The organism is Nocardioides sp. NPDC000445 (assembly GCF_040300245.1).
Taxonomy (GTDB): Bacteria; Actinomycetota; Actinomycetes; order Propionibacteriales; family Nocardioidaceae; genus Nocardioides.
On the sequence record NZ_JBEPDH010000023.1, the window covers coordinates 86076 to 108838 of the forward strand.

General features: G+C 67.2%; 25 protein-coding genes. 11 read left to right on the forward strand and 14 right to left on the reverse strand.

Annotation, left to right across the window (positions count from 1 at the left end):
* The first annotated feature begins 140 nt into the window (after positions 1–140).
* Positions 141–548, forward strand: a complete 408-nt coding sequence (locus ABT304_RS25935) for a four-helix bundle copper-binding protein (protein WP_141780824.1) — start codon at positions 141–143, stop codon at positions 546–548.
* Positions 549–557: 9 nt separating this feature from the next.
* Here the strand turns inward: ABT304_RS25935 and ABT304_RS25940 are convergent, their stop codons facing one another.
* Both ABT304_RS25940 and ABT304_RS25945 read right to left on the reverse strand, forming a co-directional pair.
* Positions 558–1097, reverse strand: a complete 540-nt coding sequence (locus tag ABT304_RS25940; protein ID WP_350719627.1) for a DUF2269 domain-containing protein — start codon at positions 1095–1097, stop codon at positions 558–560.
* A complete protein-coding gene (locus ABT304_RS25945; protein WP_350719629.1) occupies positions 1094–1345 on the reverse strand; it encodes a hypothetical protein in 252 nt (83 codons plus the stop codon). Before ABT304_RS25945 ends, ABT304_RS25940 begins: the two co-directional genes overlap by 4 nt.
* A 57-nt stretch (positions 1346–1402) precedes the next feature.
* On the opposite strand from ABT304_RS25945, the gene ABT304_RS25950 reads away from it, so the two are divergent.
* Entirely contained in the window at positions 1403–2005 is a 603-nt protein-coding gene (locus ABT304_RS25950; RefSeq protein ID WP_350719630.1) for a TetR/AcrR family transcriptional regulator, read from the forward strand.
* A gap of 78 nt (positions 2006–2083) precedes the next feature.
* Here ABT304_RS25950 and ABT304_RS25955 read toward each other — a convergent pair whose 3' ends face one another.
* From ABT304_RS25955 to ABT304_RS25980, 6 genes are all read right to left on the reverse strand, one after another.
* Positions 2084–3430 (reverse strand): MFS transporter, encoded by a 1347-nt coding sequence (locus tag ABT304_RS25955; RefSeq protein WP_350719631.1) that lies wholly within the window; start codon positions 3428–3430, stop codon positions 2084–2086.
* Positions 3431–3700: 270 nt separating this feature from the next.
* Positions 3701–3913, reverse strand: coding sequence for a heavy-metal-associated domain-containing protein (locus ABT304_RS25960; protein WP_141780828.1), 213 nt, complete (start codon positions 3911–3913; stop codon positions 3701–3703).
* A 118-nt stretch (positions 3914–4031) separates the two neighbouring features.
* Positions 4032–6404 (reverse strand): heavy metal translocating P-type ATPase, encoded by a 2373-nt coding sequence (locus tag ABT304_RS25965; RefSeq protein ID WP_350719633.1) that lies wholly within the window; start codon positions 6402–6404, stop codon positions 4032–4034.
* Between the two features lie 52 nt (positions 6405–6456).
* Entirely contained in the window at positions 6457–7494 is a 1038-nt protein-coding gene (locus ABT304_RS25970) for a DUF8832 domain-containing protein (RefSeq protein WP_350719635.1), read from the reverse strand.
* Positions 7495–7568: 74 nt separating this feature from the next.
* Positions 7569–7793, reverse strand: coding sequence for a heavy-metal-associated domain-containing protein (locus tag ABT304_RS25975; protein WP_141780831.1), 225 nt, complete (start codon positions 7791–7793; stop codon positions 7569–7571).
* 52 nt (positions 7794–7845) lie between these two features.
* On the reverse strand, positions 7846–8151 hold the full coding sequence (locus tag ABT304_RS25980) for a metal-sensitive transcriptional regulator (protein ID WP_211352433.1): 306 nt from the start codon (positions 8149–8151) through the stop codon (positions 7846–7848).
* 154 nt (positions 8152–8305) lie between these two features.
* Between ABT304_RS25980 and ABT304_RS25985 the strand changes: the two genes are divergently transcribed.
* Positions 8306–8611 carry a CDGSH iron-sulfur domain-containing protein gene (locus tag ABT304_RS25985; RefSeq protein ID WP_141780833.1) on the forward strand — a complete coding sequence of 102 codons (306 nt, stop codon included), beginning with the start codon at positions 8306–8308 and terminating at the stop codon, positions 8609–8611.
* A gap of 82 nt (positions 8612–8693) precedes the next feature.
* Here the strand turns inward: ABT304_RS25985 and ABT304_RS25990 are convergent, their stop codons facing one another.
* From ABT304_RS25990 to ABT304_RS26005, 4 genes are all read right to left on the reverse strand, one after another.
* Positions 8694–10121, reverse strand: coding sequence for an MFS transporter (locus ABT304_RS25990; protein ID WP_350719637.1), 1428 nt, complete (start codon positions 10119–10121; stop codon positions 8694–8696).
* Positions 10118–11119 carry a 2,3-diaminopropionate biosynthesis protein SbnA gene (sbnA, locus tag ABT304_RS25995; protein ID WP_141780835.1) on the reverse strand — a complete coding sequence of 334 codons (1002 nt, stop codon included), beginning with the start codon at positions 11117–11119 and terminating at the stop codon, positions 10118–10120. The genes ABT304_RS25990 and sbnA overlap by 4 nt, the downstream gene beginning before the upstream one ends.
* A 79-nt stretch (positions 11120–11198) precedes the next feature.
* Positions 11199–11708 (reverse strand): hypothetical protein, encoded by a 510-nt coding sequence (locus ABT304_RS26000; protein WP_350719639.1) that lies wholly within the window; start codon positions 11706–11708, stop codon positions 11199–11201.
* Positions 11709–12036: 328 nt separating this feature from the next.
* Positions 12037–14043 (reverse strand): copper resistance CopC/CopD family protein, encoded by a 2007-nt coding sequence (locus ABT304_RS26005; protein ID WP_350719659.1) that lies wholly within the window; start codon positions 14041–14043, stop codon positions 12037–12039.
* Between the two features lie 264 nt (positions 14044–14307).
* On the opposite strand from ABT304_RS26005, the gene ABT304_RS26010 reads away from it, so the two are divergent.
* From ABT304_RS26010 to ABT304_RS26020, 3 genes are all read left to right on the forward strand, one after another.
* Positions 14308–15414 carry a sulfite exporter TauE/SafE family protein gene (locus ABT304_RS26010; RefSeq protein ID WP_350719641.1) on the forward strand — a complete coding sequence of 369 codons (1107 nt, stop codon included), beginning with the start codon at positions 14308–14310 and terminating at the stop codon, positions 15412–15414.
* A gap of 16 nt (positions 15415–15430) precedes the next feature.
* Positions 15431–15706, forward strand: a complete 276-nt coding sequence (locus ABT304_RS26015) for a heavy-metal-associated domain-containing protein (protein ID WP_141780840.1) — start codon at positions 15431–15433, stop codon at positions 15704–15706.
* Between the two features lie 109 nt (positions 15707–15815).
* Positions 15816–16295 carry a DUF2752 domain-containing protein gene (locus tag ABT304_RS26020; protein WP_141780841.1) on the forward strand — a complete coding sequence of 160 codons (480 nt, stop codon included), beginning with the start codon at positions 15816–15818 and terminating at the stop codon, positions 16293–16295.
* A gap of 56 nt (positions 16296–16351) precedes the next feature.
* Here the strand turns inward: ABT304_RS26020 and ABT304_RS26025 are convergent, their stop codons facing one another.
* Together ABT304_RS26025 and ABT304_RS26030 are read right to left on the reverse strand one after the other, a co-directional pair.
* Positions 16352–16987 carry a methyltransferase domain-containing protein gene (locus tag ABT304_RS26025; RefSeq protein ID WP_350719642.1) on the reverse strand — a complete coding sequence of 212 codons (636 nt, stop codon included), beginning with the start codon at positions 16985–16987 and terminating at the stop codon, positions 16352–16354.
* A 413-nt stretch (positions 16988–17400) separates the two neighbouring features.
* Positions 17401–17946, reverse strand: a complete 546-nt coding sequence (locus ABT304_RS26030) for a hypothetical protein (RefSeq protein ID WP_350719644.1) — start codon at positions 17944–17946, stop codon at positions 17401–17403.
* Between the two features lie 281 nt (positions 17947–18227).
* On the opposite strand from ABT304_RS26030, the gene ABT304_RS26035 reads away from it, so the two are divergent.
* The 5 genes from ABT304_RS26035 (at position 18228) to ABT304_RS26055 (ending at position 22177) form a co-directional block, all read left to right on the forward strand.
* Entirely contained in the window at positions 18228–18650 is a 423-nt protein-coding gene (locus ABT304_RS26035) for a single-stranded DNA-binding protein (protein ID WP_350719645.1), read from the forward strand.
* A gap of 8 nt (positions 18651–18658) precedes the next feature.
* Positions 18659–19210, forward strand: a complete 552-nt coding sequence (locus tag ABT304_RS26040; RefSeq protein WP_350719647.1) for a hypothetical protein — start codon at positions 18659–18661, stop codon at positions 19208–19210.
* A gap of 132 nt (positions 19211–19342) precedes the next feature.
* The gene (locus tag ABT304_RS26045) at positions 19343–19669 is read left to right on the forward strand and encodes a hypothetical protein (RefSeq protein WP_350719649.1); all 327 of its coding nucleotides are present in this window, start codon (positions 19343–19345) and stop codon (positions 19667–19669) included.
* Between the two features lie 311 nt (positions 19670–19980).
* Entirely contained in the window at positions 19981–20973 is a 993-nt protein-coding gene (locus ABT304_RS26050; RefSeq protein WP_350719651.1) for a hypothetical protein, read from the forward strand.
* Between the two features lie 373 nt (positions 20974–21346).
* A complete protein-coding gene (locus tag ABT304_RS26055) occupies positions 21347–22177 on the forward strand; it encodes a DUF7669 domain-containing protein (protein WP_350719653.1) in 831 nt (276 codons plus the stop codon).
* The last annotated feature ends 586 nt before the right edge of the window (positions 22178–22763 follow it).

The window sequence follows — 22763 nt, forward strand, 5'->3', positions numbered from 1 at the left end:
CGCCCGGGTGGATCTGGTTGGACACTGACCTCGGTGATTCTTGGGTGCGTGGCGCTCATGGATAGGCCGCGGGCGGGTACCTCTTGGGCATCGGGCCATCCGGCTCGTCGACAACAGTGCCATTGACGAGAGGGAGTGCCATGCACACCGTCGAGCAGATGCTGAAGACCTACCCCAAGGACTTAGGCGGCATCGACACCGCCAAGCTCGCTGCGACGATCCAGAGCCTGGTCGAATGCGCCCAGGCCTGCACAGCGTGCGCGGATGCCTGCCTGAGCGAAGACACCGTCGCAGACCTGACCAAGTGCGTCCGGAGCAACCTGGACTGCGCCGACGCATGCTCGGCAACCGCGAACATCCTGTCGCGCCACACCGGCTACGACGCCAACATCACCAGGACGTTCCTGCAGGCTTGCGCGACGGCGTGCAAGGCCTGTGGTGACGAGTGCTCGCGCCACGCCGACATGCACGAGCACTGCCGCGCCTGCGCCGAGGCGTGCCGATCGTGCGAGCAGGCATGCCGCGATCTGATCGCGAACCTGGGCTGACCAGGTCCCTCAGGCTGACGTCGACGTACGCGTCGTTGCGGCGCGAGAACGCGCCGCCTGCTCCTTGCGCCACCCGTACTTCGTCAGGCCGCGAGGCTTGTAGATATTCAGTACGAGGATGCCGATCAGCATGAGGAGCCCGATGACGGCGTGTGGGATGTCGCTGCCCATCGTGAGCAGCCCCTCCTCCCCCAGCGTCCGCGCCCGATCGGCCTGAGCGGTGACGTCGGGCATGTGCATGATGAGGACGGCGGTGAGTACGACCGTGCTCACCAGCGAGATGAGCACCCAGTAGTGGCGTAGCAGGCCCCACTTCGTCGCCGCGCCCATCAGCACACCGGTGGCAAGCGACCCGAGCGCAAGCGGCACGATCGCGTACCAGCCGACGAGCTCCATGCCGATCCAGGCCGCTCTCACGACCGCGGGATCATCCGTGGCCGGCACTGCGAAGGCCAGCGCCAGGTAGGCGCATACTGCGCCGATCCAGCCGACTGAGCAGCTCAGGTGCAGGGCCAGCAGGAGCCGGCGTACGCGGGGGCCGATAGTCACAGGCTGATCCCGCGAATGGCCGCTTCCGCTGCCGGAGCGGAGTGCATCCCGCCGCCGTGACGTCCCGGCCTATGCTCGCCGCCGAGGAGAATCATTGCCAGCACGGCGAGCACGATCACGGCCAGCAGTGCCCCGAGGAGGAGCTTGACCCACGACGGCATGCCTGGGGGCATCTCGTGCTCACCCGAAGCGGTCGGTGTCTGGTTGTCGCCGGGCGCCATCGCGCACTCTCCTCGTTTGTAAGACATTGTGTCTACGTAAGTGTGCATGGTGTCTTGCTCTGCGACAAGGCGTATCGTTGATCCATGCCGAAGCTTTGGAAGGACACCGTCGAGGAGCACCGGCATGACGTGCGGACGGCGATCCTAGAGACCGCTTGGGCGCTCGCGCGCGAGCGGGGTGTCCGAGGAATCACGATGGCCCTCGTCGCCGAGCAGACGGGCATCAGCCGCGCGACGCTGTACAAGTACTTTCACGGCATCGACGAGATGCTCGTCGCCGGTCATGCCGAGCACGTCGCGCAGCACCTCTCCCACCTCGAAGCGGTCCGCAGCGAGGCGCCGACTGCCGGAGCCGGGTTGCGCGCGATGCTCCAGGGCTACGCAGGAATCTGTTTCCACCGGGGAGCATCAGCCACAGCCGACCTGCACGGCCTGGTCCACCGTGGCAAGGAGCACGAGCGCAACAGCGCGGATGTGATGACCCTGTTCACCAAGGCCGTGCGCGAAGCACAGGACCGCGGACAGGCGCGAACCGACATAGCGGCCGAGGAACTGGCCGCCTACAGCCTGCACGCACTCGAGGCTGCCGGGCAGGCACGGGCGGCGAGCGCGATCGACCACCTGGTCGAGCTCGTCGCGGAATCTCTGCACCTGCATGGGAAGACCGTCGGGTCCGAGAGCGACTAGGACCCGACGGCCAACACCATGCCCTGGTCTGCCCGAGGCCTCAACTGCAGGCAGGCACCGGCCCCAGGATTGAGGGACTCACACAGCGTGCACGCATGAGCACTGGCACGCGGCGAGGGTGCCTTCGGCTGTCTCCGCAGCCGTGCGGACGAGCACATCGACACCGCCGCGATCCGCAGCGCTGGACGATTCAGTGATCGGCTCGGCCGCCGATGCTCCTTCGTCCAGTGCTGCTTCTTCGCGGGTCCACAGGGCCGGTGCTGCGGCGGCGCCGATCGCGGCGAGGATGGCGAGGATGGTCCAGGTGGTGGGGAACCCGGCGTTGGTGGCAACCCATCCTGCGATCGGGTAGGTGATCAGCCAGGCGAGGTGCGAGAGGGAGAACTGGGCGGCGAAGACCTCGGGGATGGCATCGGGTTCGACCGCGCGCCGCAGCACTTGGCCGGTCGGGGTGATGATGAGCGCCATCCCGCCGCCGATCGTGACCCAGATGAGCGCGGTGAGCTGCGGAAGGGCGAGATCCAGCGCGACCGTTGCCAGGGCCGCGGCGACTGCGATGACCAGCACGGTAGCGCCAGTGAGCATCACGATCCGTTCCCCGGTGCGGTCGAGGATTCTGGGGAGGACGAGGGCTGCCAGGAGGGTGCCGGTTCCTGAGGCGGCGAGCATCCAGGCCACGTCGGACTGTGTTCCACCGAGCACGTCACGGACGTAGTTGACGGTGTTGACGACGACGATCGACCCGGCGGCAGCAACCACGAGGTTCAGCGCCATCACTGCGCGCAGGCTGGGCGTGGCGGCGAAGGTCCGGATCCCGGAGACAACCCGGTCCACGGCGCTGACGTGCGCGCTCGGGCGGGCGTTGGGGATGCGGGTGGAGAGCACGAGCACCGCGGAGGCGGCGAACCCGAGCGAGGTGCCGAGGAACAGCAGGTTGAAGGACATGAGCGAGAGTGCGACTGCCGCGAGCACCGGGCTCAGCAGACTCTCCATGGTGTAGGCCACCTGCGAGGCAGAGAGGGCGCGCGTGTAGTCGGCCTCTTCGGTGACGATGTCAGGGATGACGGCCTGGAACGTGGGGGTGAATGCCGCAGACGCTGTCTGTAGGACACCGATCAGCACATAGATCTGCCAGACCTCGGTGACGAACGGCAGGGCAAGGACCACCAAGGCACGGACCACGTCGAGGACGGTGAGGAACAAGCGCCGAGGCAGCCGATCGACGTACGCCGCTGCCAGGGGCGCGACCACGACGTAGGCGACCATCTTGATGGTCAGTGCGGTTGCGAGCACCGCGCCGGCGCGAGGACCGGCCAGGTCGTAGGCGAGCAGACCCAGCGCGACGGTGGCCAGACCGGTTCCGAACAGTGCGATCACCTGCGCGCTGAACAGGCGTCGGTAGTCGCGGATCGCGAACAACCCCATGGTTCTAACCTTTCTCAGGCCAGGCCGCTTTCATGGCCTGGCGTCGTGGTTTCTCTCGAAGAGAACATGTCTCGCGTCGCTGTCCCTGGTCTGTCCGGCCACCGTCCAGCCGGAGCGCCTTCTCCGCTCTGGACGGCGACCGTGGGTTGGGCGCTATTGGCGCCCGGCAGAGCTACTCGTCGTGGATCCGATACTCCCGGCCCTTCGCCGCGCGTACGCTGACAACGCCGGTCGGGCCGGGAGTGTCGGAGCCTTACGGTTTGTGCGGTCTCAGGCGGTGGCGAGCTTGTAGCCGGCCTTTTCGACGGCCTGCTTCACGGACGCGTCGCTGATGTCGCTCTCGCTGGTGAGAGTGATCGCGCCGGCGGCGAGGTCGACGTCGACGTCGAGGACGCCGGGGATCTGCTCGACCTGGTCGGTGACCTTGCCGGCGCATCCGCCGCAGGTCATGCCGGCGACGTTATAGGTGGCGTTGGTTGCCATCGTGAAACCTTTCTGGTGGATTCCGTGCCCGGGTTGGGCCGGGTGTTGTGGTCCTGCCCCTCCGAGGGGCAGGTCCTCTGGGCCCCCGATTCGTCTCGGGAAGCCCAGAAGCGCAGGGTCAGGCGTTGACTGGCTCGGGCCTGGACACCTCTGTGGCGGCATCGGTGCCAGCTCGGGGGTCGCTGTTGGTCGCTCGGAAGCTGCGCAGCCGGAGGCTGTTGGAGACCACGAACACCGAGGAGAACGCCATGGCGGCTCCGGCGAGCATCGGGTTGAGCAGTCCAGCGGCTGCCAGCGGTAGGGCGGCGACGTTGTAGGCGAAGGCCCAGAACAGGTTGCCCTTGATGGTGCCCAGGGTCCGCCTAGAGAGCCGGATCGCGTCGGCGGCCACGCGGAGGTCTCCGCGGACCAGGGTCAGGTCGGAGGCCTCGATCGCGACATCGGTGCCGGTGCCCATGGCCAGACCGAGGTCGGCCTGAGCCAGTGCCGCGGCGTCGTTGACACCATCGCCGACCATGGCGACAGTCCTGCCCTGCTCCTGCAGTCGCTTGATCACATCGACCTTCTCCGACGGCATCACCTCGGCGATGACCGTGTCGGGGCCCGCATCGATGCCCACCGCGGTCGCAACCGCCGTGGCGACCCTGGCGTTGTCTCCTGTGAGCAGCACCGGGGTCAATCCCAGGGCGCGCAGCTGGCCGACGGCTTCGGCCGAGGTCGGCTTGATGGCGTCGGCCACGACCAGAACCCCGCGGGCTCGGCCGTCCCACCCGACCGCGACCGCGGTCTGGCCCTTCTCCGCTGCCTCGGTCATCGCCGTTTCCAGGGTCGGGGTCAGATACTGGGACCACTCGGCAAGCAGCTGCGGTCGTCCGACCAGGACGGCGTGCGAGGCCTCCCCGTCGATGACGATCCCCTGCACGCCGAGGCCTTCGATGTTGGCGAAGTCCTCCACTGTCGGCAGGTCCCCGACTCGTGCCGCCGCCCCCTTGGCGATGGCCTGGGCGATCGGGTGCTCGGAGGCGTCCTCCAGGGCGCCGGCGAACCGCAACAGCTCGTCGACGTCCTCACCGTCGGCGACGACCGTACGAACCAGGGTCATCTGGCCAGTGGTGACGGTGCCGGTCTTGTCCAAGACGATGGTGTCGACCTTGCGCGTCGACTCCAACACCTCGGGACCCTTGATCAGGATGCCTAGCTGGGCGCCACGACCCGTGCCCACCATGAGGGCGGTCGGCGTGGCCAACCCGAGCGCGCACGGGCAGGCGATGATCAGCACCGCGACGGCCGCCGTGAAGGCGGCGGCGATCCCGCCGCCGGTGCCTGCCCAGAACCCGAAGGTCGCCGCAGCCAGGCCGATCACGATCGGCACGAAGATCCCCGAGATCCGGTCCGCCAGTCGCTGGGCCTGAGCCTTGCCGTTCTGGGCGTCCTCGACCAGCTTGGCCATCTGCGCCAGCTGGGTGTCGGCACCCACCCGCGTCGCCTCGACCACGAGCCGGCCGCCGGCATTGACGGTGGCCCCGATCACGAGATCTCCGGGGCCGACCTCGACCGGCACGGATTCACCGGTCACCATGGAGGCGTCCACAGCTGAGGAACCTTCGAGGATCCGACCGTCGGTGGCGATCTTCTCCCCGGGGCGGACGACGAACCGGTCGCCCACGGCCAGTTGGTCGATGCCGATCCGTTCCTCGGTGGGGCCGCTGGGGCCGTCGCGGAGGACCGCGACCTCCTTCGCACCCAGTTCGAGCAGTGCCCGTAGCGCTGCGCCGGCGCGGCGCTTGGAGCGCGCCTCGAAGTAGCGACCCGCCAGGATGAACGTGGTCACGCCTGCGGCAGCCTCGAGGTAGATGTTGCCGGATCCATCGGTGCGGGCGATGGTGAGCTCGAACGGGTGGGTCATACCCGGGGCACCGGCCGTGCCGAAGAACAGCGCGTACAGGGACCAGCCGAGCGCTGCCAGTGTGCCCATGGAGATCAGCGTGTCCATGGTCGAGGTGGCGTGCTTGAGGTTGGTCCAGGCTGCCTTGTGGAACGGCAACGCGCCCCAGACCACCACCGGCGCGGCGAGCGTCAACGAGAGCCACTGCCAGTAGTCGAACTGCAGGGCAGGGATCATCGCCATCGCGATCACCGGCACGGTCAGGACCGCCGAGACGACCACCCGGTTGCGCAGGGCTCGAACGGGGTCATCCTCTGCTCCGGTTTCAGAGGTCGACGTGGCCGGCGTTCCCTTCGGTTCCGGGAGTCGCGCGGTGTAGCCGGCCTGTTCGACCGTCTCGACCAATGCGGTCGGCTCGATGCCGTCGGCGTAGGTGACCTTGGCCTTCTCGGTGGCGTAGTTGACCGTTGCGGTCACGCCCTCGAGCTTGTTCAGCTTGCGCTCGATACGGTTCGCGCAAGAGGCGCACGTCATGCCACCAATCGCGAGCTCGACCTGGTTGCCAGGGACACCGCTCTCAGGTGTGACGTCGTTGAGCGCACTCATGGTCTTTCCTTCCTCATCGGGTGCTTCTCGTTGCGTAGGTCTGTTCGTTGAGTCAGTGGCTGTGCTCGCCCTGGTCGCCTGAACCAGAACCGCTGGGCTGGGCGGCGGGCGCAATCGAACTGCCTTCGCGCGGCGCCGGGACAGGCTCGCCGGCCTGGGCGGTGAACTCGGCGGTGCGAACCACGCCGTCGTGCTGGAAGTCCAGGTAGAGGCGATACGGTCCGGCGGAGTGGGCGGTTGCGAAGAAGGTGATGTCCGGGCCGGGCTTGGTGGTGCCATCCCCGGGCTCACCGTCGGGGTGCACGTGCAGGTAGGCCAGGTCTCCCGAGCGCAGCGCCACCAGGTGCCCGTAGGCAGCGAGGTAGGGCTGCAGGTCAGTCACTGGCTGCCCGTCGCGGCTCACCGTCAGCGTCAGCTCCGAGGACTCACCAGGGACGAGTTGCCCCTTCAGCGTGACGGTGTAGCCGTCGACCTCCGCGGTCTGGCTGACCGGCGGCAGCGGCTCCGGCTCGTAGGCGCCCGCGACCGATACGTCGCCGCCCAGCGTCATGGTCTCGCCGTGTTCGGTGGCGCGGAAGTCGGCGAAGACCCGCCACGCTCCGGGTGTGAGATCGAGCTCGGTCGACCAGGTGCCCGCCTCATCACCTGACGTGGCCAGGGTGGGGTGTACGTGCTGGAACCCGCTCATGTCTCGCCGGACGGCGATGAAGTGGAGCTCCTTGTCGTGGGTGGGCTCGTAGTCGGTGACGGGCTGCTCGTCTGGTCCGGTCACCCGGAACTTCACTTGGGTTCGCCCTGCCGGCAGGATCGTCGAGTCCAGGTCCAGCGTGTATCCGTGCTCGGAGATCATCAGCCCGCCGGGCTGCTTGGCAGCAGCTCCGCCGTGGCCGGCGTGACCGCTGGCGCCACTGCCCGTGCTTTCGTGACCGGCCTCTTCGCGGCCTGCGTCGTGCTTCATGTCATCTCCTGAGTGGCTGGTGGTCTGCGCGGCTTGGCCGATGGGCCCGATGGCGTTGCCGACGCCGAATGAGGCGGCAAGGATGGCAGCGAGGGCGGCGATGAAGCCGCCGAGCTTGAGAGAGGTCTTCACAGGAGGCTCCTTAGTGGGACCAAGTCGGAATTGGCCGTTGAGGGCGATGCCGCGGAACGGGCACCGCGCTGTGGCTAGCTGGCGTCGGCGACTCGATAGCCGGCTTCATCGACGGCCGAGCGAATGCTGGCTTCATCGAGCGGCGCGTCGCTGGTCACGGTGAGTCGGCCGGTGGCGAGGTCGATGTCGACATCGGTCACGCCACTGACTTCGCTCACCTCTTCGGTGACCGAAGCGACGCAGTGGCTGCACGTCATGCCGACGACGGTGAAGTTGGTGGTGTGGACTCCGGTGGCCATGGTGGGTACTCCTTAGGGGTAGTGGTCTGGTTGTGCGGTCGAAGTCTGGGGATCAGGAGCGGACCAGGCGGCCGATGGCGTCGGAGGCCTCTTTGATCTTCTCGTCGGCTTCCGTCCCACCCGCGGCGGCGGCCCGCATGAGGCAGTGGCTGAGGTGCTCATCGAGCAGGGCGAGGGAGACAGACTGCAGTGCCTTCGTCGTCGCGGACACCTGCGTGAGGATGTCGATGCAGTACTTCTCTTCCTCGACCATCCTCTGCAGGCCGCGCACCTGGCCCTCGATGCGTCGCAGTCGCTTGAGGTAGTCGTCCTGTCGATGCATGTAGCCGTGCTCGTTCTGGTGCTCGTGGCTTTCCATGTTCATTCCTCTGCTGGGCCGATGCCGTCTTCGTTTGCCTCAACACCATACCCCGGTATGGTATGCCCGTCGCGGTGAAAGGAACCATACCCCCCTAAGGTACGGATGTCTACCGCGACAGACCGGACCAGCAACGCAGAAGGAGCACCCGCACATGACCGACAGCTCGGCACCGCAGCCCAGCAACCAGGCCAAGCCCACCACCATCAAGACAGTGGACAACGGGCCACTCCAGATCAAGGGCCCAGCGCAGCTCGTCGACCACGACGGCAACAGTTTCAGCACGAGCAGAACGATCTTCTTGTGCCGCTGTGGCGAATCCAGCAACAAGCCGTTCTGCGACGGCACCCACGCCAAGATCGGCTTTGCTGCCAGCCAGCGCGCGACCCCAGCGCAGGATGACCAATCTGTCCAGTCCGAGGGCCTTCGGGCCGGTAGCGAGGAGACAGCCGCCAGCTGACGGCACATCGGCCTCTGGCCCGACGGGACGGTTCGCGTCGGGCCAGAGGAAGTGTTCCGCGAGAAGTGGTTCTGCCCCAGGACTACACTCGTCGGTCGACTCTCGGTCGGGGCTCGCGGGGCCGTGCGGATACTCCATGTGGTGGCAAGGCCGGGGCCCGCCCCGGACCTTCACCGCGTATCCGCCGTCCCGCCCTGCTTCCATTGCGGTGCCGCGATCGACGAGGGGCTGCGTGTCGACCGACCGGCCGGGTACGGCGGCGCCTCGAGGCGAACGGTGTCGCCGCCGCTTGGGCGGCGTCACTGCTGGATCCGTGGGCGGCTGCGATGACCGGGGCCAAGACGAGCAGAGCCGCGGCGGTCACGCAGATCCCTGTGATCAGCACGCCGAGGGACGGGCTGAGCAGCGCCATCGCGCTCCCGGCCGAGAGCGGGCCGAGGAACTGCCCACCGAGCAGGAAGCTGTTGGCGGCACCGACGTACCCGGCGCGTTCGTGGGGGCCGGCCTTCTGGGAGGCGTACAACATCAGTGACTGTGCCAGTGCCGCGAAGCAGAATCCCTGGATGAATCGCAGCGGTACCAGCGCCGGTAGCCAGCCCACCATTGCCTGGACGAGCACGGTCGCGGCCGTGACACCACTCGCGATGACCAACGTCTGCAACGGGTGACCGGTTCTGTCGTTGACTCGGCCCCACCACAGTGAGCCGACCAGGGTTCCGGCCCACATCACCGCATGTAGCCCGCCCACCCACGGTCCGACCTGCTGCGGATCGGGTACCAGCTCGGTGAGGAAGGCGGCATAGATCGGGATCAGACCGTAGACGCCGAAGAATGCGAGGAATCCCCCGGCCAACGGGATCCAGCCGATCCGCGCGCACACGGACACGAGAGCGGCGCGCGCAGGTTCGGTCCCGTTGGGTGGTCGTCTTGGATCGTGGGGGTTCCGCAGGCGGATCGTGCAGACACACCCGAGCAGCAGGGCCGCGAGGGCGATCCCGATCAGGAGCGGTCTGAGATCACCGGTGGCCACCAGGGTGCCGCCGGCGACCGGGCCGGCCAGGGCGCCGGCGGCGGTGGCGCTGTAGGAGCGTCCCAGTGCGCGACCCCGGCTGCCCTCGGAAGCAGCCGACCCCACGTACGCCGCCGCGGCCTCGACCACACCGCCCAACGTGCCTTGCACGATCCGGGCGGCCAGCAACGCCAGCGGGCTGCCGGCGGCGGCCATCAGAGCCATCGCCAGACACAGGCCCGCCAGGGCGCGGACCACCATCCACTTGGGACCGATACGGTCACCCAGCCGACCCCACAGTGGCGTGGTGATCGCCAGCGGGAGGGCGGGGGCCGCGATCGCAGCCCCCGCCCAGACCCCGACGGTGGCGTCGGAGGCGCCGAGTGAAGCCATGTACAGCGGCATGATCGGCACCAGCGCCATCAGCCCGGCGGTGTTGACGAACTGGGATACCCACAGCAGCCCCATGTCCGTCCGCCGCAGGGTCAAGTGCTCAGTCATGCCCGAGTCGAGGCATCCAGTCGCTGATCAGATGCGCCGCCAACGGTGGAGACCATCTCGAGCCACTGGTCGTCATAGACCAGGTCGAGGTAGCGCTCCCCCCGGTCCGGCAGCACCGTCAGGATGCGGCTGCCGGGCGGTGTGGTCGGCAGGAACTGCGTGATGGCTGCGACCACCGCACCCGAGGAACCGCCACCGAGGACACCCTCAGTGGCAACCAGGTGCCGGCAACCCAGGGCAGCTCGGGCATCGTCGATGTGGACCACGTGGTCGATCTCCGTGCGGCTGAGCAGCTCCGGGACCCGGCTGGCGCCGTACCCGGGGATCTCACGCGGACCCGCTGGGGAACCGAAGATGACCGACCCGACCGCATCGACAGCCACCACCTGCATCGCGGGATAGCGCTCGCGAAGGCGTCGAGCCAGCCCCAGGATCGAACCCGTGGTCGACACGGCCGCCACTAGATAGTCCACCGGGGTCTGGATCGCCTCGAGGACCTCGCGGCCGGTCGTCTCGTAGTAGGCGCGCCAGTTGAGATCGTTGGCGTACTGGTTCACCCAGACACTGTCCGAACTGGCATCAGCCAGCTCCTGTGCCCGCCGAACCCGAGTGTGCAGATAGCCGCCGCTCTCGTCGCGCTCGGTCACCAGCTCCACATCCGCGCCGACGGTCTGGAGGAGCCGAAGGTTGGTCGAGGTGGTCTTGGGGTCGACCACGGCGGTGAAGTCCAACCCATGAAGCCTGGCCATCGTTGCCAGCGCGACCCCGAGGTTCCCGGAGGTGCTCTCCACCAGCCGCATCCCGGGCCGCAGTTCACCTGAGGCCAGTCCAGATTCGATGATGAAGCGGGCCGGCCTGTCCTTCATGCTCCCCGCGGGGTTGAGCATCTCGAGCTTGGCGATCACCTCCCGATCCGGGTCTGGGAAGCAACGTCCCAGACGCAGCAAGGGAGTGTTGCCGACGCACGTGGTGAGGGAGTTGTGGATGTTTTCGGGCATGCCAAAGTTCCTTCGTTCATGAAGTCGAAAGTGCTTGAAGAGGGGCAGGAGGGCGTCGTCAAGAAACGACACCGGGCTCCTACACCCGCTGCACGCCGAGTTCGCGAACGAGATGCGGGGTCCATCGCGGCAGATCAGCAGGCCGCTGCGATTCGATGAGACCACCCTGGCGCGGAACTACCCACAGGCACCCCAGCGCCGGAATCAACTCCGAAGCAGCCACCCCAAGACGCGACTGAGTGATCTCGCCACACTCCACCTCGCCATGGGGGTGCTCGACCTTGATGACGTCGAGCTCACCAGCGGGGCCGCCGTCGCCGACCGACGGCTGATCAGAGGACCGGTCGTGATCATGCTCGACCGACCCACGATCAACCCCATCTACATGGGCGACCGACAGCGCTGCGGACTCGTCCACAGACCCCGCGACGTCATGACCGGCATCGCCGTGATGCCCGCTGTGCATGCTCAGCAGGTGCACCGCAAACACCATGGCAGCAACCAAAGCCACCACCACGCGCGGCCGACCCCCAGAGAACGGGAAGGAACGGAAACGGGAGGCGAACGCCGAGTCAGCCCGCGAGCCCATACGCCTCCTTGCGTCATCATCCTTGATGGTCCGGCGCAGCCAAACTAACAGTCGACCCTGAAGAAACCCTGACACCACGACGTGACATTCCGCACTATCCGCAGGCGACTCTTATCTGTCAGTTCTCGTCGCGTCTCATCCATTTGCTTCGTGAGGTGGTTCTCTCGTGCCTCGGCCTCGTACGTACTCCAGCGATCGATCTCATGTCGGCACCACCGTTGCCTGCACCATCGTCGAAGGCGTGATCGCGGCCATCGCCAGGATCCTCGCCGAGACGATCCGAAACAGAGCAGGCTGCGCGACTCAAGGCCGCACCGACTCAGGAGACTCAGGAACGGTGCTCATGGTCGGGGTAGACGAGGGTACGCGTTACGAGGTGGTTGGGCGCGGCGAGCACTTCGCGGATGATGCGGTCGTGGTGGTCGAGCGTGAGACGGACGTACGTCGCCTCGCCCGGGTATCCGAGGGCGATGGTGCGCTCGCCGTCCGCACGGTCGAGCAGGACCACGATTGGTGCCCTGCCGGAGCCGTAGGGGCCGACACCGACGTACTCATCGCCGGCCATCGGGAGTCCGGTGAGGTCGCCGAGTCCGCTCCTGGTGTCGCTGGTGACCTGTTCGTAGACGACGAGTTGTCGTTCGGCGCCGGTGGCCTTGACCGCGGCCTGGAGGAGTTCGGGCCGCTGCGCGGGGAGCCACGGAATGACGACGGCCGCGCTGCCGCCCGCGAACCGCTCAGCGTCGGCCTCAAGAGTGATGGTGCTGTGCCCAGGGGCCCAGTCGACAGCGGCGACGAAGCACGCGGCCCCGCAGTGGCGGAACCGCAGCTGATGTTCGGTGGCATCCGGGGCGGCGAGGTTGCCGACGAGGCTGTAGTCCTCGGCGGCCGCTGGGTCGAGGCCGCCGGTCGTATCGGGTGTCGAGAGACGGATCACGAGCTGGCCTTGGCTGGCAGTGGCACCGATACCGATCCACCCGGCGCGGTCGCCGACGGCGACGACAGGTCCGACGGCGGGCGGCGGGAATGGCAGGGGCAGGTCCTTTGGGGCCGGTGGCGCGAGCGCAGTGAGCGCGGCGGAGGTGACCAGGACGCAGGCCAGGACCACGGCTTCGATGCGTACCGCCGCCAAAGGTTGGCTCCTGCGGCGGGCCATGTGCCAGCGGGCATACACCGCGAGGGCGAGGGCGAGCGCGACGAGGACGAGCTTGGCGATCAGCCAGCGGCCGTAGGTGGTGCCTGGGATCACCGAGGGCACTTCACCAAGAGGGATCACCACGAGCGCGGAGAGAGTACCCGCGGTGACGACTACGACCGCCAGCCACAGTGCAATCCGGGCGTAGGCGACGATGATGGCAAGAGTGGCCTGCCCCGCGCGGCGTCGAGCGAAAGCGATGCGGACGACGTGGATGAGGGCGCCTACCCAGATCACGGCCGCGATCAGGTGGACCGTGACCACTGCCGCGCCCCACCCGGGGAGCATCGCGTCCGGGTGTGCGCGGAGGCCCTCCAGTACGGCCACCCCGACCGTGAACGCGACAGTGGGCACGACGACGGGCGGGGCAGTGCGTGCCGTTCGACGGGCTACCAGCAGGAGGAGACTGGTGATGCTCAGCAGGAGCAGTTCGAGTGCGGCGAGCCGTCCAGGCCCGGAAGCGAGCATGGACGACACCGACGGGTCGAGGACTCCCTGGACGAGGGATCCGCCGCCAGCCTGAGTGAGAGCGAGGCCGAGGGCACCGAGCGCAGAGATGAGCGCCCCCTGCACGAGCCAAGGGCGCGGCGTCGGGACGCCGACCGCGGTACGGCGTAGGAGCCCGTCCCCCACGACACCGCCAAGGAACAGCGCGAGGCCGGCGAAGAGCAGCCATCTGAGTGCGGTGATGAGTCCGGCAGCGCGAGTGCCAGTCGTGACCGCGGCCTGGCCGAGGCCGACCCCCGAGCCGACGGCGAATCGGAACTCGCCGGTCATGGTGTCGCCATCCTTGGCAGTGACCAACCACTCGACTACGTACTCGCCCGTGTCGAGATCGGTACCCACCGGCGCCGTCACGGTCTGCCCCTGATGCCCGGAAGTCACCTGTCCGAGCGGCACCGTCGCCCCATCAGGTCCGGTCACGGTCAGGGTCGATCTCGTCAGGACCACGGGCTGATCGAAGACGAGCTGGACCTCCGGCGGGGAGTCGGGAACTGCACCATCGACTCTCGGCGTGGTGAACAGGAGCGTCGCGTGTGCATGCGCCGGCGTCGCGAAGACGATTGCCGCAACGAGGACGAGCAGCAGGCTCGCCAGGGCCCGCCGCCCAGCCCCATGGCGAGGCCGGGTCAGGGGGCGCACAGCAAGGGTCGGGATGTGACACAGCCGAAGGCCGTTGCTGGCGGTGGCGGCCCCAGGAACGACGACGGGATCGTCGCTTGTTGGATCCTGCAAGAGAACGTCCTAAGCGTGAGCGCGCGCTTGCTGGGCCCTGGCCCCGACACGCAACCTCCGATTATCTACTATCTGCGATAGTAACCGCCTCCTAGGCCACGCACCTCGATGCCCTACCACCGTGATCGGAGTCTTCTTGAGCACCACCTTGACGAGCAATCTGCGGGCGGAGTGGATCTGGTGAACCTCTGGGCTGTACTTCTTACCGGCCTCCTCGCTGGCGGCGTCTCGTGCGCCGCCGTCCAAGGCGGCCTCCTCGCCGGGCTCGTCACGCGACAGCAGCGCGCCGAGGCGGCAGCGACGCCCAAGAAGGGCCGGACCCCGCAGGACGGGCCGGGCGCTACCGCGACGGCGATCTCGCAGCCAGCCGGCTCCTGGCGCGGACAGCTTGGCGATGACCTTGCTCCGGTGGCCGGATTCCTGGCCGGAAAGCTGGTATCGCACACTCTTTTCGGGGCCCTGCTCGGTGCCCTCGGCTCGGCCATCGAGCTCTCCGCTCACCTGCGCGCAACCGTCCAGATCCTGGCCGGGCTGCTCATCGTCGCCTTCGGCCTCGCCCAGCTCGGCGTGCCTGGGTTCAAGGGCTTCACCCTGTCTCCCCCGGACTCGTGGGTACGCCTCGTCCGCATCCGCGCCCGCTCCACCAGCGCCTTTGCCCCGGCCATCCTCGGCTTCGCCGCCATCCTCATCCCTTGCGGCGTCACCATCTCAGTGATGGCTATCGCCATGACGACTGGCTCGGCCTGGCAAGGCGCCACCACGATGTCCGTGTTCGTCATCGGCACCGCTCCCCTGTTCACCCTCATCGGGTACGCCGCCAACAAAGCCGCCACCTCTTGGAAAGGTCGACTGGCGACTGCGACCGGCCTCGTGGTCTTCGCTGCCGGGTTGTACACGTTCAACGGAGGGCTGACCCTGATGGGCTCCCCGTTGGCGGCCCAGAACCTCACCCGCGCCGTCGGCATCGGCCAGGCCGCCGCTCCGGACGCCTCGACGGTCACAGTGACCGAAGGCATTCAGACGGGCGTCATCACGGTCACTGCCGGCCGTTACAGCCCCGCGAACTTGGCTCTGAAGTCCGGCTTCCCAACCACCCTGATCTTCCGGTCGCAAGATGCCTTCGGCTGTGTGGCCGCGCTCGAGGTCCCCTCCGTTGGCGTGCAGGCGGTGCTGCCAGCAACCGGCGACACCCCGATCGACCTTGGCGTCATCAAGGCCGGCCAAATCGACTACTCATGCTCGATGGGCATGTACTCCGGCACCATCACCGTCACCTGAGACAGAGGAGAGACCCGTGGCGACCACCACTCACACCTGGCGCGTGTCCGGAATGCACTGCACCAGCTGCAGCATCCTCATCGACGAAGCCGTCGAAGAGCTCGACGGCGTGACGTCCTCGACGACCTCGCTGAAGAAGAAGCTCACCACCGTCACCCTTGACCCGGCTGTGTGCGAGCCCGACCGAGTCGTCGACGCCATTCGCGACGCCGGATACGAGGCCACCCCTGCAACCGAACACGACCTCACGCCGACGCGGCGATCATGGTTCCGACGGCGCGCCACGTCATGATAACCCCGACGAATGGCCGCTCGCGGACGAGCCTGTGGCCGGTCCACGCCTTCAGCGCCTTCTTGCTCGTTGGGTTCGCGCTTGCAGCGCTCGGCGCACGGACCTGCATATGAACACCCCGACCACGCATCGCCTCGCGGTCCGACTGACTATCGAGCCACGCGATCCGTATCGCTGGGTCACCCTCGGCGCGACCGGACTCGTCACCCTCGCCGTAGCGATGGCCGTCTTCGGCCTACCGCCGATCGATCTGCACCCGCCGACTCACTGGTTCGGAATCATGGACCCACTCTGCGGCGGCACCCGCGCGGCCCGCTACACAGTACTCGGCCAGTGGGCAGCAGCCTGGAACTACAACCCGCTCGGGATCCTCGCCGTGCTGGCCGTGAGTGCTCTCCTGCTCCGCGGCGCCGTCGGCCTCGTGACCTGCCGCTGGCCGACACTCCGGGTGACCTGGTCACCCCGCGCTCGCCAGATCATGATCGCGGTGGCGGTCATCCTGGTTGTCCTGCTCGAGGTCAGACAGCAAGGTCGAGCAGAACTCCTGATGGACGACACCTTCACCTTCGTCGACTATCCCCTCTTCTGACGCCAGACCCACCTCCCTCGCGGCTTCACCTGGCGAGGGGTCCGGCGGTGCGATGGTCAGCGTGTGCAGACCAGGAGGCTGTACGTAGATCCATCGCGGTCAACCTCGAGCCGCTCGACGACGAATCCTGCCTCTCGGAGTTTGCCGATGACATCGTTGATCGGGCGCAGCGTGAAATTGTGCTTGGCGAACGGTTGAGCGGCCATCCAGTCCGGATCAGCAACGCCAAGAACGCCGCGGCCATCTGGAGCAAGGACCCGTGCCAGCTCAGCGAACGCGGGTTCCAGGTCAGCGATGAAGTAGATCGTGTTGAGGCTGATCCAGCCACCGAGAGTCGCATCGGCGATCGGAAGCGACGACATCGCCGCCTCATGCAGGACGAGTTGTCCCGACCGCAGTTCATTCGTGAAAGTCCGGCGTGCACGCGCGAGCATGTCGGTCGACGGTTCGATCCCCTGCACACGTCCGTTCGGGACCGCCGCAAGAAGCAGCTCAAGCCCAACGCCGCCGCCAAAGCCGATGTCGGCCACCATCTCGTTTCCTCCGAGTTTGAGGGCATTGACGGCGGACTCGGTTGCGGTGCGATTGCCCTTGTTGAGGAGGCGTGCGACCACGGCACCGAGTGGTCCTGCCGGGCCGCCGAGCTGGCGGCTGAGCATCCGAAGCGCAACGTCGGGAACGGGGATCTTCACGCCGCCACCATTGCACGGCCCGCCAAGCAAACCTTCGTCGGAGCAGCGACCAAGCAGACGAGCAACGAGCGCGCCCGCGTTCCCAGTGAGAGGTGGCGGGCCACATCTCCGACATTCGGTGCGGCGCCTCAATCCGTGACTGATCCGTGCGTATCGCTACGAAGACAGTTTCCGGCCTCAGGGATCAACGGAGCGGGAACGATGCCTCGACAGCCCGCAGCAGCACGAAGACCGTTCGTCGCCGAACCCGACCAGGCCGGCGTTCAAGATCTGTCGATATTCCAATCAGATCCGCCGCGGTCCTGATCCCGAGTCGCGTGATGCTCGGCCGGGCTGGATACGGCACCGACCTGTTACCGAGTCCAGAGCGCCAGGTAAAGGTCCAGGCCTTGCGGACTCTGCGCCGTTGACCGCTATCGGGCGAGCTTTGCCGCAGCCGCGGTGACCACGGGGTCGAAGACGGCGTGGTCGCAGGTGCTGTCGTCATCTCCACCCGTGAGTTTCATGACGATCAGGGCATGGCCGGCGTCGACGTACGCAAGCCGTGTTGAGCCGGAGCGACCGTCGCTCGCGGCCCATGTCTGCACGATCTGTACGCCTCGCACGCCGCCGCTGAGGCTGCAGCTACGCAGATGCGACTCGACTGTGATGCCGTCAGCAGCCACCAGGACGTCCGAACACTCGTGAGTCTGCCGCACGAGACGCGCGACGAGGTGACTAGCGTCGAGCTGACGGTCGGCGACGATCTCCTGCTTCAGCGTCATGTCACCACCGAATGACTGCCATGTCCCCTCGACGGCGACATCGGCATCGGCCCAGCGCGAGGCCTCTTCCAGCACCTGGCCTGTGGCCTCGCCGCACTCGGACTCCAGGCCCCCTGAGTCATAGATCGAGCTGTCGCTACGGGCAGGTGCCTCCGTCGTACGCCATTCGCCGGGAAGGTCGCTCTCCACGAGCATCGCGCTCCTTGCGCCAGCCACGGTGAAAGTTGCGCCGTCTTCGCCTGTTGCCAGTGGAGACGCGCAGGCAGACGTCGCGGCCGCGACGAGGGCGGCGCTGCTGAGACCACGTCGGAGATACATCGGCTGGCTCCATGGATCGCTGGGCGTTCCGCCGGTGCGGCGGATTCCTCAGCCAGGTGTCCCACTCACGTCGCCCACGGGCCGCCGGGCAGGTATGCGCACCTCATCGCCGAGAGCTGCCACGACCGCAGTGGCCGCGAGCACCGCAGGAGGACGTCATGACGATCCCGACCCAGATGAGCCTGCATGGGTTCATCGCCACCGTTCCGAATCTGACCTTCGGCGATACCGGCATCGCCCGGTTCTTCGCCCGCGTCGGCGTCGAGCACTACCGCAAGGAGGCCGACGGGAACTTCACCAAGCTCGATCCGACCTTCCACAACATGGCGATGTTCGGGACGAAGGCCGAGAAGGCATACAACCAGTTCCAGGTCGGTGACCAGATCATCGCCTCGGGGTACGTCAACGAGTACCAGGTCGAACGCAACGGCGCCGTCGAGCAGCGCGAGGAGTTCATCGCCCGTCAGATCGGACACGATGCGCACCGCACCCGCTACACCGTCGCCCGCGGACCATCACCCACACCACCAACGCCTCCGCCAGCCACCCAGATGCCAGCCCCGAGTCTGCACGCGATCTGAGCGGCGCCATGTCTGATACCCCCGACGCCCCCGTTGAGCCCGACCCCGAGCCCTGGCACCCGCCTGAGGACGACGCCGACGAACTCCCCACCGACCGCACTAATCTCGAGATCCCTGAACCCGCACGTCCGATCGACTGGAACAGCCTCACCGCCGAGGAGGCGGAGGCGGAGTGGCGCGATCTCGACGAGTGGGTCGACTGGCTGCGTCGCACCTACGGGCTGCCGGCGACGATCGTCCCTCCCCTGTGGCACCGCCACGACGAGCTTGTGTGGGAGCTCTCCGCGCTCCAGACCCACTGGCGTGAGTGCTACGACCCGAACTCCTCAGGCTCCGCGCCGCTGCAGTGGCATCACGACTTCACCGAGGCCCGCGCGCGGCTGCGTGAGTGGGTCTCCACCTGCGGCACGCGCATCGACCGCGACCGTCCAACGCGCCAGACGCCCTGGCCAGGTGAGGCGGACGCAGGCACCACCGCCGAGAACCCGATCCCGAACCGCCGCGCTGACTTCGAACAGTTTCTGGCCGAAGACGCGGCCGCTCGCAAGAGCACGAACTGAAACGTACGCCGCTCCATTACGGCCCACGCCCGGACCGGCTTCTCCACAGGCCACCAGGTTGTGCGCCGTCAAGAGCGCACCGTCGCTCAGCCTGCACCTTTCTCAGCACCCACTCCGCGAACGGAGACCGTCATGCTGCTCGCACACGCCGTCACCCTTGCCGAAGCACGCTCCTACCTCGCCGCGCTCGCCGACAACGCCCGCACCGTCGAGGGCTCCATCGCCTACGAACGCGTACTTCTCCAACTCGACCTGGTCCACGGCGACCAGTCCCCGGCACACGAAGAGATTCTCCCCGGCCTGCTGCCCGCCAATCAGCTTTACGTCCTCGCGGTCAAGACCATCGAAGACCTCGTACGCCACGGAGTCGACGCCCTCCAGATCGAACTCGTCCTCGCAGCTCTCCTCGAGGCCCGCGAGACAGACACCACGGTGAACGGCAGCACCGGGCGGTCGTGATGTACGGCGAGAACGGCGGTGAACTCCGCAACGCACTCGTCACCTTGCTCGGCCAGTACCGAGTCAACTACCGCCTGCTCCTCGAGATCAGCCGAACGCACCCGCCACATGGCGCCACGTCCCGACAGATCGAGTTCACCAAGCAGATCCTCCGTTACCGGCGGACCATACTGACGTGGTGTCAACAAGCACTCGAGCAGGCCAACCCGAACCCGAAAGCCGAGCGCAGCCCGGAACTCTATGAGCCACCGGACTGGCTGTGCAGAGCACTGACCCGATTGCGGCACCGCAATCCTGGACCGCTGCCATCCTTGAGCGAGCTCGCCTCTCCTCAAGAAATCGGCATTCTCGAAAACTGGCGCCGAGCGGCCAAGGCAGCAGCCCTTGCCGAGCACGACCTCGCCGGCGGCCTCGGCGGCGGAATCCTCCCCCACCGCGAGTGGGTCACCCTCGTCGGCGACATCGCCGACATCACCAAAGCCCTGCGCGTCCTCGACCACCGCTACCGCAACCTCCCGGGATGGGAGCGCCTCAAGGGCGTACGCGGCCTCGACCAGCACATCGACGACTGCGCAACCCACAGCCAGGCGCGCTACGGCATCCCCGACTACAACATCGACTGGCGCGGGTGGCACCCACCGCAGCCGGAGATCTCCCCGGACGCAGGCACGATCACCCATGTCCTCGCCGCCGAGCACCGCCTCCTCAGCTCCCTCAAGACCGTCCCCTCGATGGCCAACCTTCGGCACCTGCTCGATTCCCAGCGCGAACTCTCCAACCTCGCCGCCCTCCGCGCCCGAGACATCGCACCCGAACAGGCGGCACAGTTCCGCAGACGCGAGCAGAACCTTGCCAAGGTGTCGAAAGCTGCCCGAACCGCCGGCGGCCTGGCCGGCACCGGCGCCAGCGCCACTCAGCACAGCGCCGACGCCACACGTCTACTCATCACCATCCCCGCCGGCGCGATGATCGATGTCGATGCGTTCCGCAACCTCGACAAGCTCTTCCGCCACGTCGACAACGCCCTGCACCGGGCCATCGAGCACGGCTTCAACACCCGCATCTACCTCGTCCGCAACACCCTCCCCCGCATCGACCCCGCAGACGGCCTCCAGCCCCACCAGGCACGCCAGATCTTCGAGCCACTCCAGCGCGAAGGACGTACGCCCCTCATAGCCGTCGCACGTCGCTCCCTGCGCGCCGACCCAGTAAGGATGGCGCCGCCAGGGTATGCCGCGATCTCCCGTGCTGACCTCCGCAGCGCAGTCAACCATCGACGCAGGACCGGCGGGGCAACCTTTTAGCATCCGCCCGATTGCTCCAGCTCGAGGGTCGATGGTCCCTCGTAGTTCCCACTTTCACCAACCGTCAATTGCTGGTCTGGTGCGCCGTGGCGGTCTCCTGCGCGGCGTCGTGCAGCCACCTGACGCGGTCAATGACCCAAACTTGACCATCGCGATAGCGATCGATTCCATCGAGATCCTCAGCCGAATCCCTGCTCACGCCGGCCTCAGTGCAGGAGTTCGCCGAGCAACGTCGCGAACGCCGATCACGCCAGCCCAAGCTCCTCCGGCCCATACGCGGCGAAATGACGCGAGTGGTCGGCGAGAACACCTAAGCCGGACCGATGTCTCTTGGGGCTCGTAGGCATCGCGGACGTATGGAAGTCTGGACCCCGTGGAGGTGAACGAGTCGCCGACGGTATGGGACCGGTTGCGTGAGTACGCCGCAACGCAGTCAGGACCCTTCACGTCTCAGGAGGCGCTCTCGTGGTTTCGACGACATGCACCGTCGCAAGCCAAAGACCGAACCGTGCGTACACACCTCCGTGGAGCCTGCTGGAACACAGACGACCGTTCCTGGTTCGCTAAGAAGGAGCCATTCCTCACCCGTATCGATCGCGGACTCTTTCGGCTAGCCACGCTTGACGAAATCGAGAGCTGGCGCGCCGGGGGCGCCGCGGACACGGCGAGCAGGCAGCAACTGAGGATCGACGACGCTGCCAGTTCGGTCGAATCCGGTGCCTCTACATTGGGCCCCGCTTCGTCCGAAGCGGAACTCATGGAGACGACGCAGGCGGAAGGTGAATGGTACGCCGAAGCCAACGTCCAGGCCGTGTTGGTGACCGCGCTCGCGATCGACGGCTGGCGCATCCTCTCCGTTGCCAACCCGGCCACCAAGGAGCACGGCATCGACGTGATTGCTGCCCGGGACGGACAGACGGTCGGCATCGAGGTCAAGGGATTCCCGAGCCGCGCGTACGCGGATCCAGCGCGCGCACTCGAGCCGAAACGAACGCACCCCAGTACTCAAGCTGGGCATTGGTATTCGCAAGCCGTCCTTGCGGCAATGCGACTTCGCGGGAAGGAGCCCAGTTGGCGCAGCGTGATAGCCCTTCCCGACTTTCCACGCTACCGGGACTTGCACTCAGAGACTGTTGGCTCACTGGCGGCGGCAGGCATAGAGGTGTGGTGGGTTGACCAGGCAGGCGCGCTTCAACGCCCTTGAGTCCGCCTCGCGGCGAAACGACGCGGCGAGGTTGACCGCGGAGGTCGCCTTCATGGATCTCGCGCTGCCGGGATGGGAAGCGGCGGCTGTCGGCGCCGCGCCTGAACGAGACTATCGGTACGCACGCCTAGAGTTCGTCAGGTGATTACACAATGAGCAAGGACGCCGCAATGCGGGCGATGCGCGAGGCCCGGTATCGCGAAAGGCAAGATGCGTCGACCGACGACTCGACGCCAACCAGATCGGCGGTTCGACCTGCGAAGGCCCAGGCCGCCAGGACGGCTTCTCCGCCGTCGCCCGCCGAGGCGCTGTGTGGCCACCGTTCGATGAATGGACGCACCTGCACACGCGAGCAGGGCCACGCGGCAAAGAGCCACCGCTACTCCTAGCTGTATCCGGGAGTCAGTCGGGGTCAGGTGGTGCCAGACCCCGCGCCGCCCCGTGTCAGCGACTGCTGGATCTGCCATGCAGCGAAGGCGGTCAGCAGGCCCCCGGCAATGCCGACCCACCCGGCGGAACGTACCTCGCCTTCCTCGCCGATCGCCACCCAGGCCGCTATGACGACCCCGACGTAGTGGACTGCGGT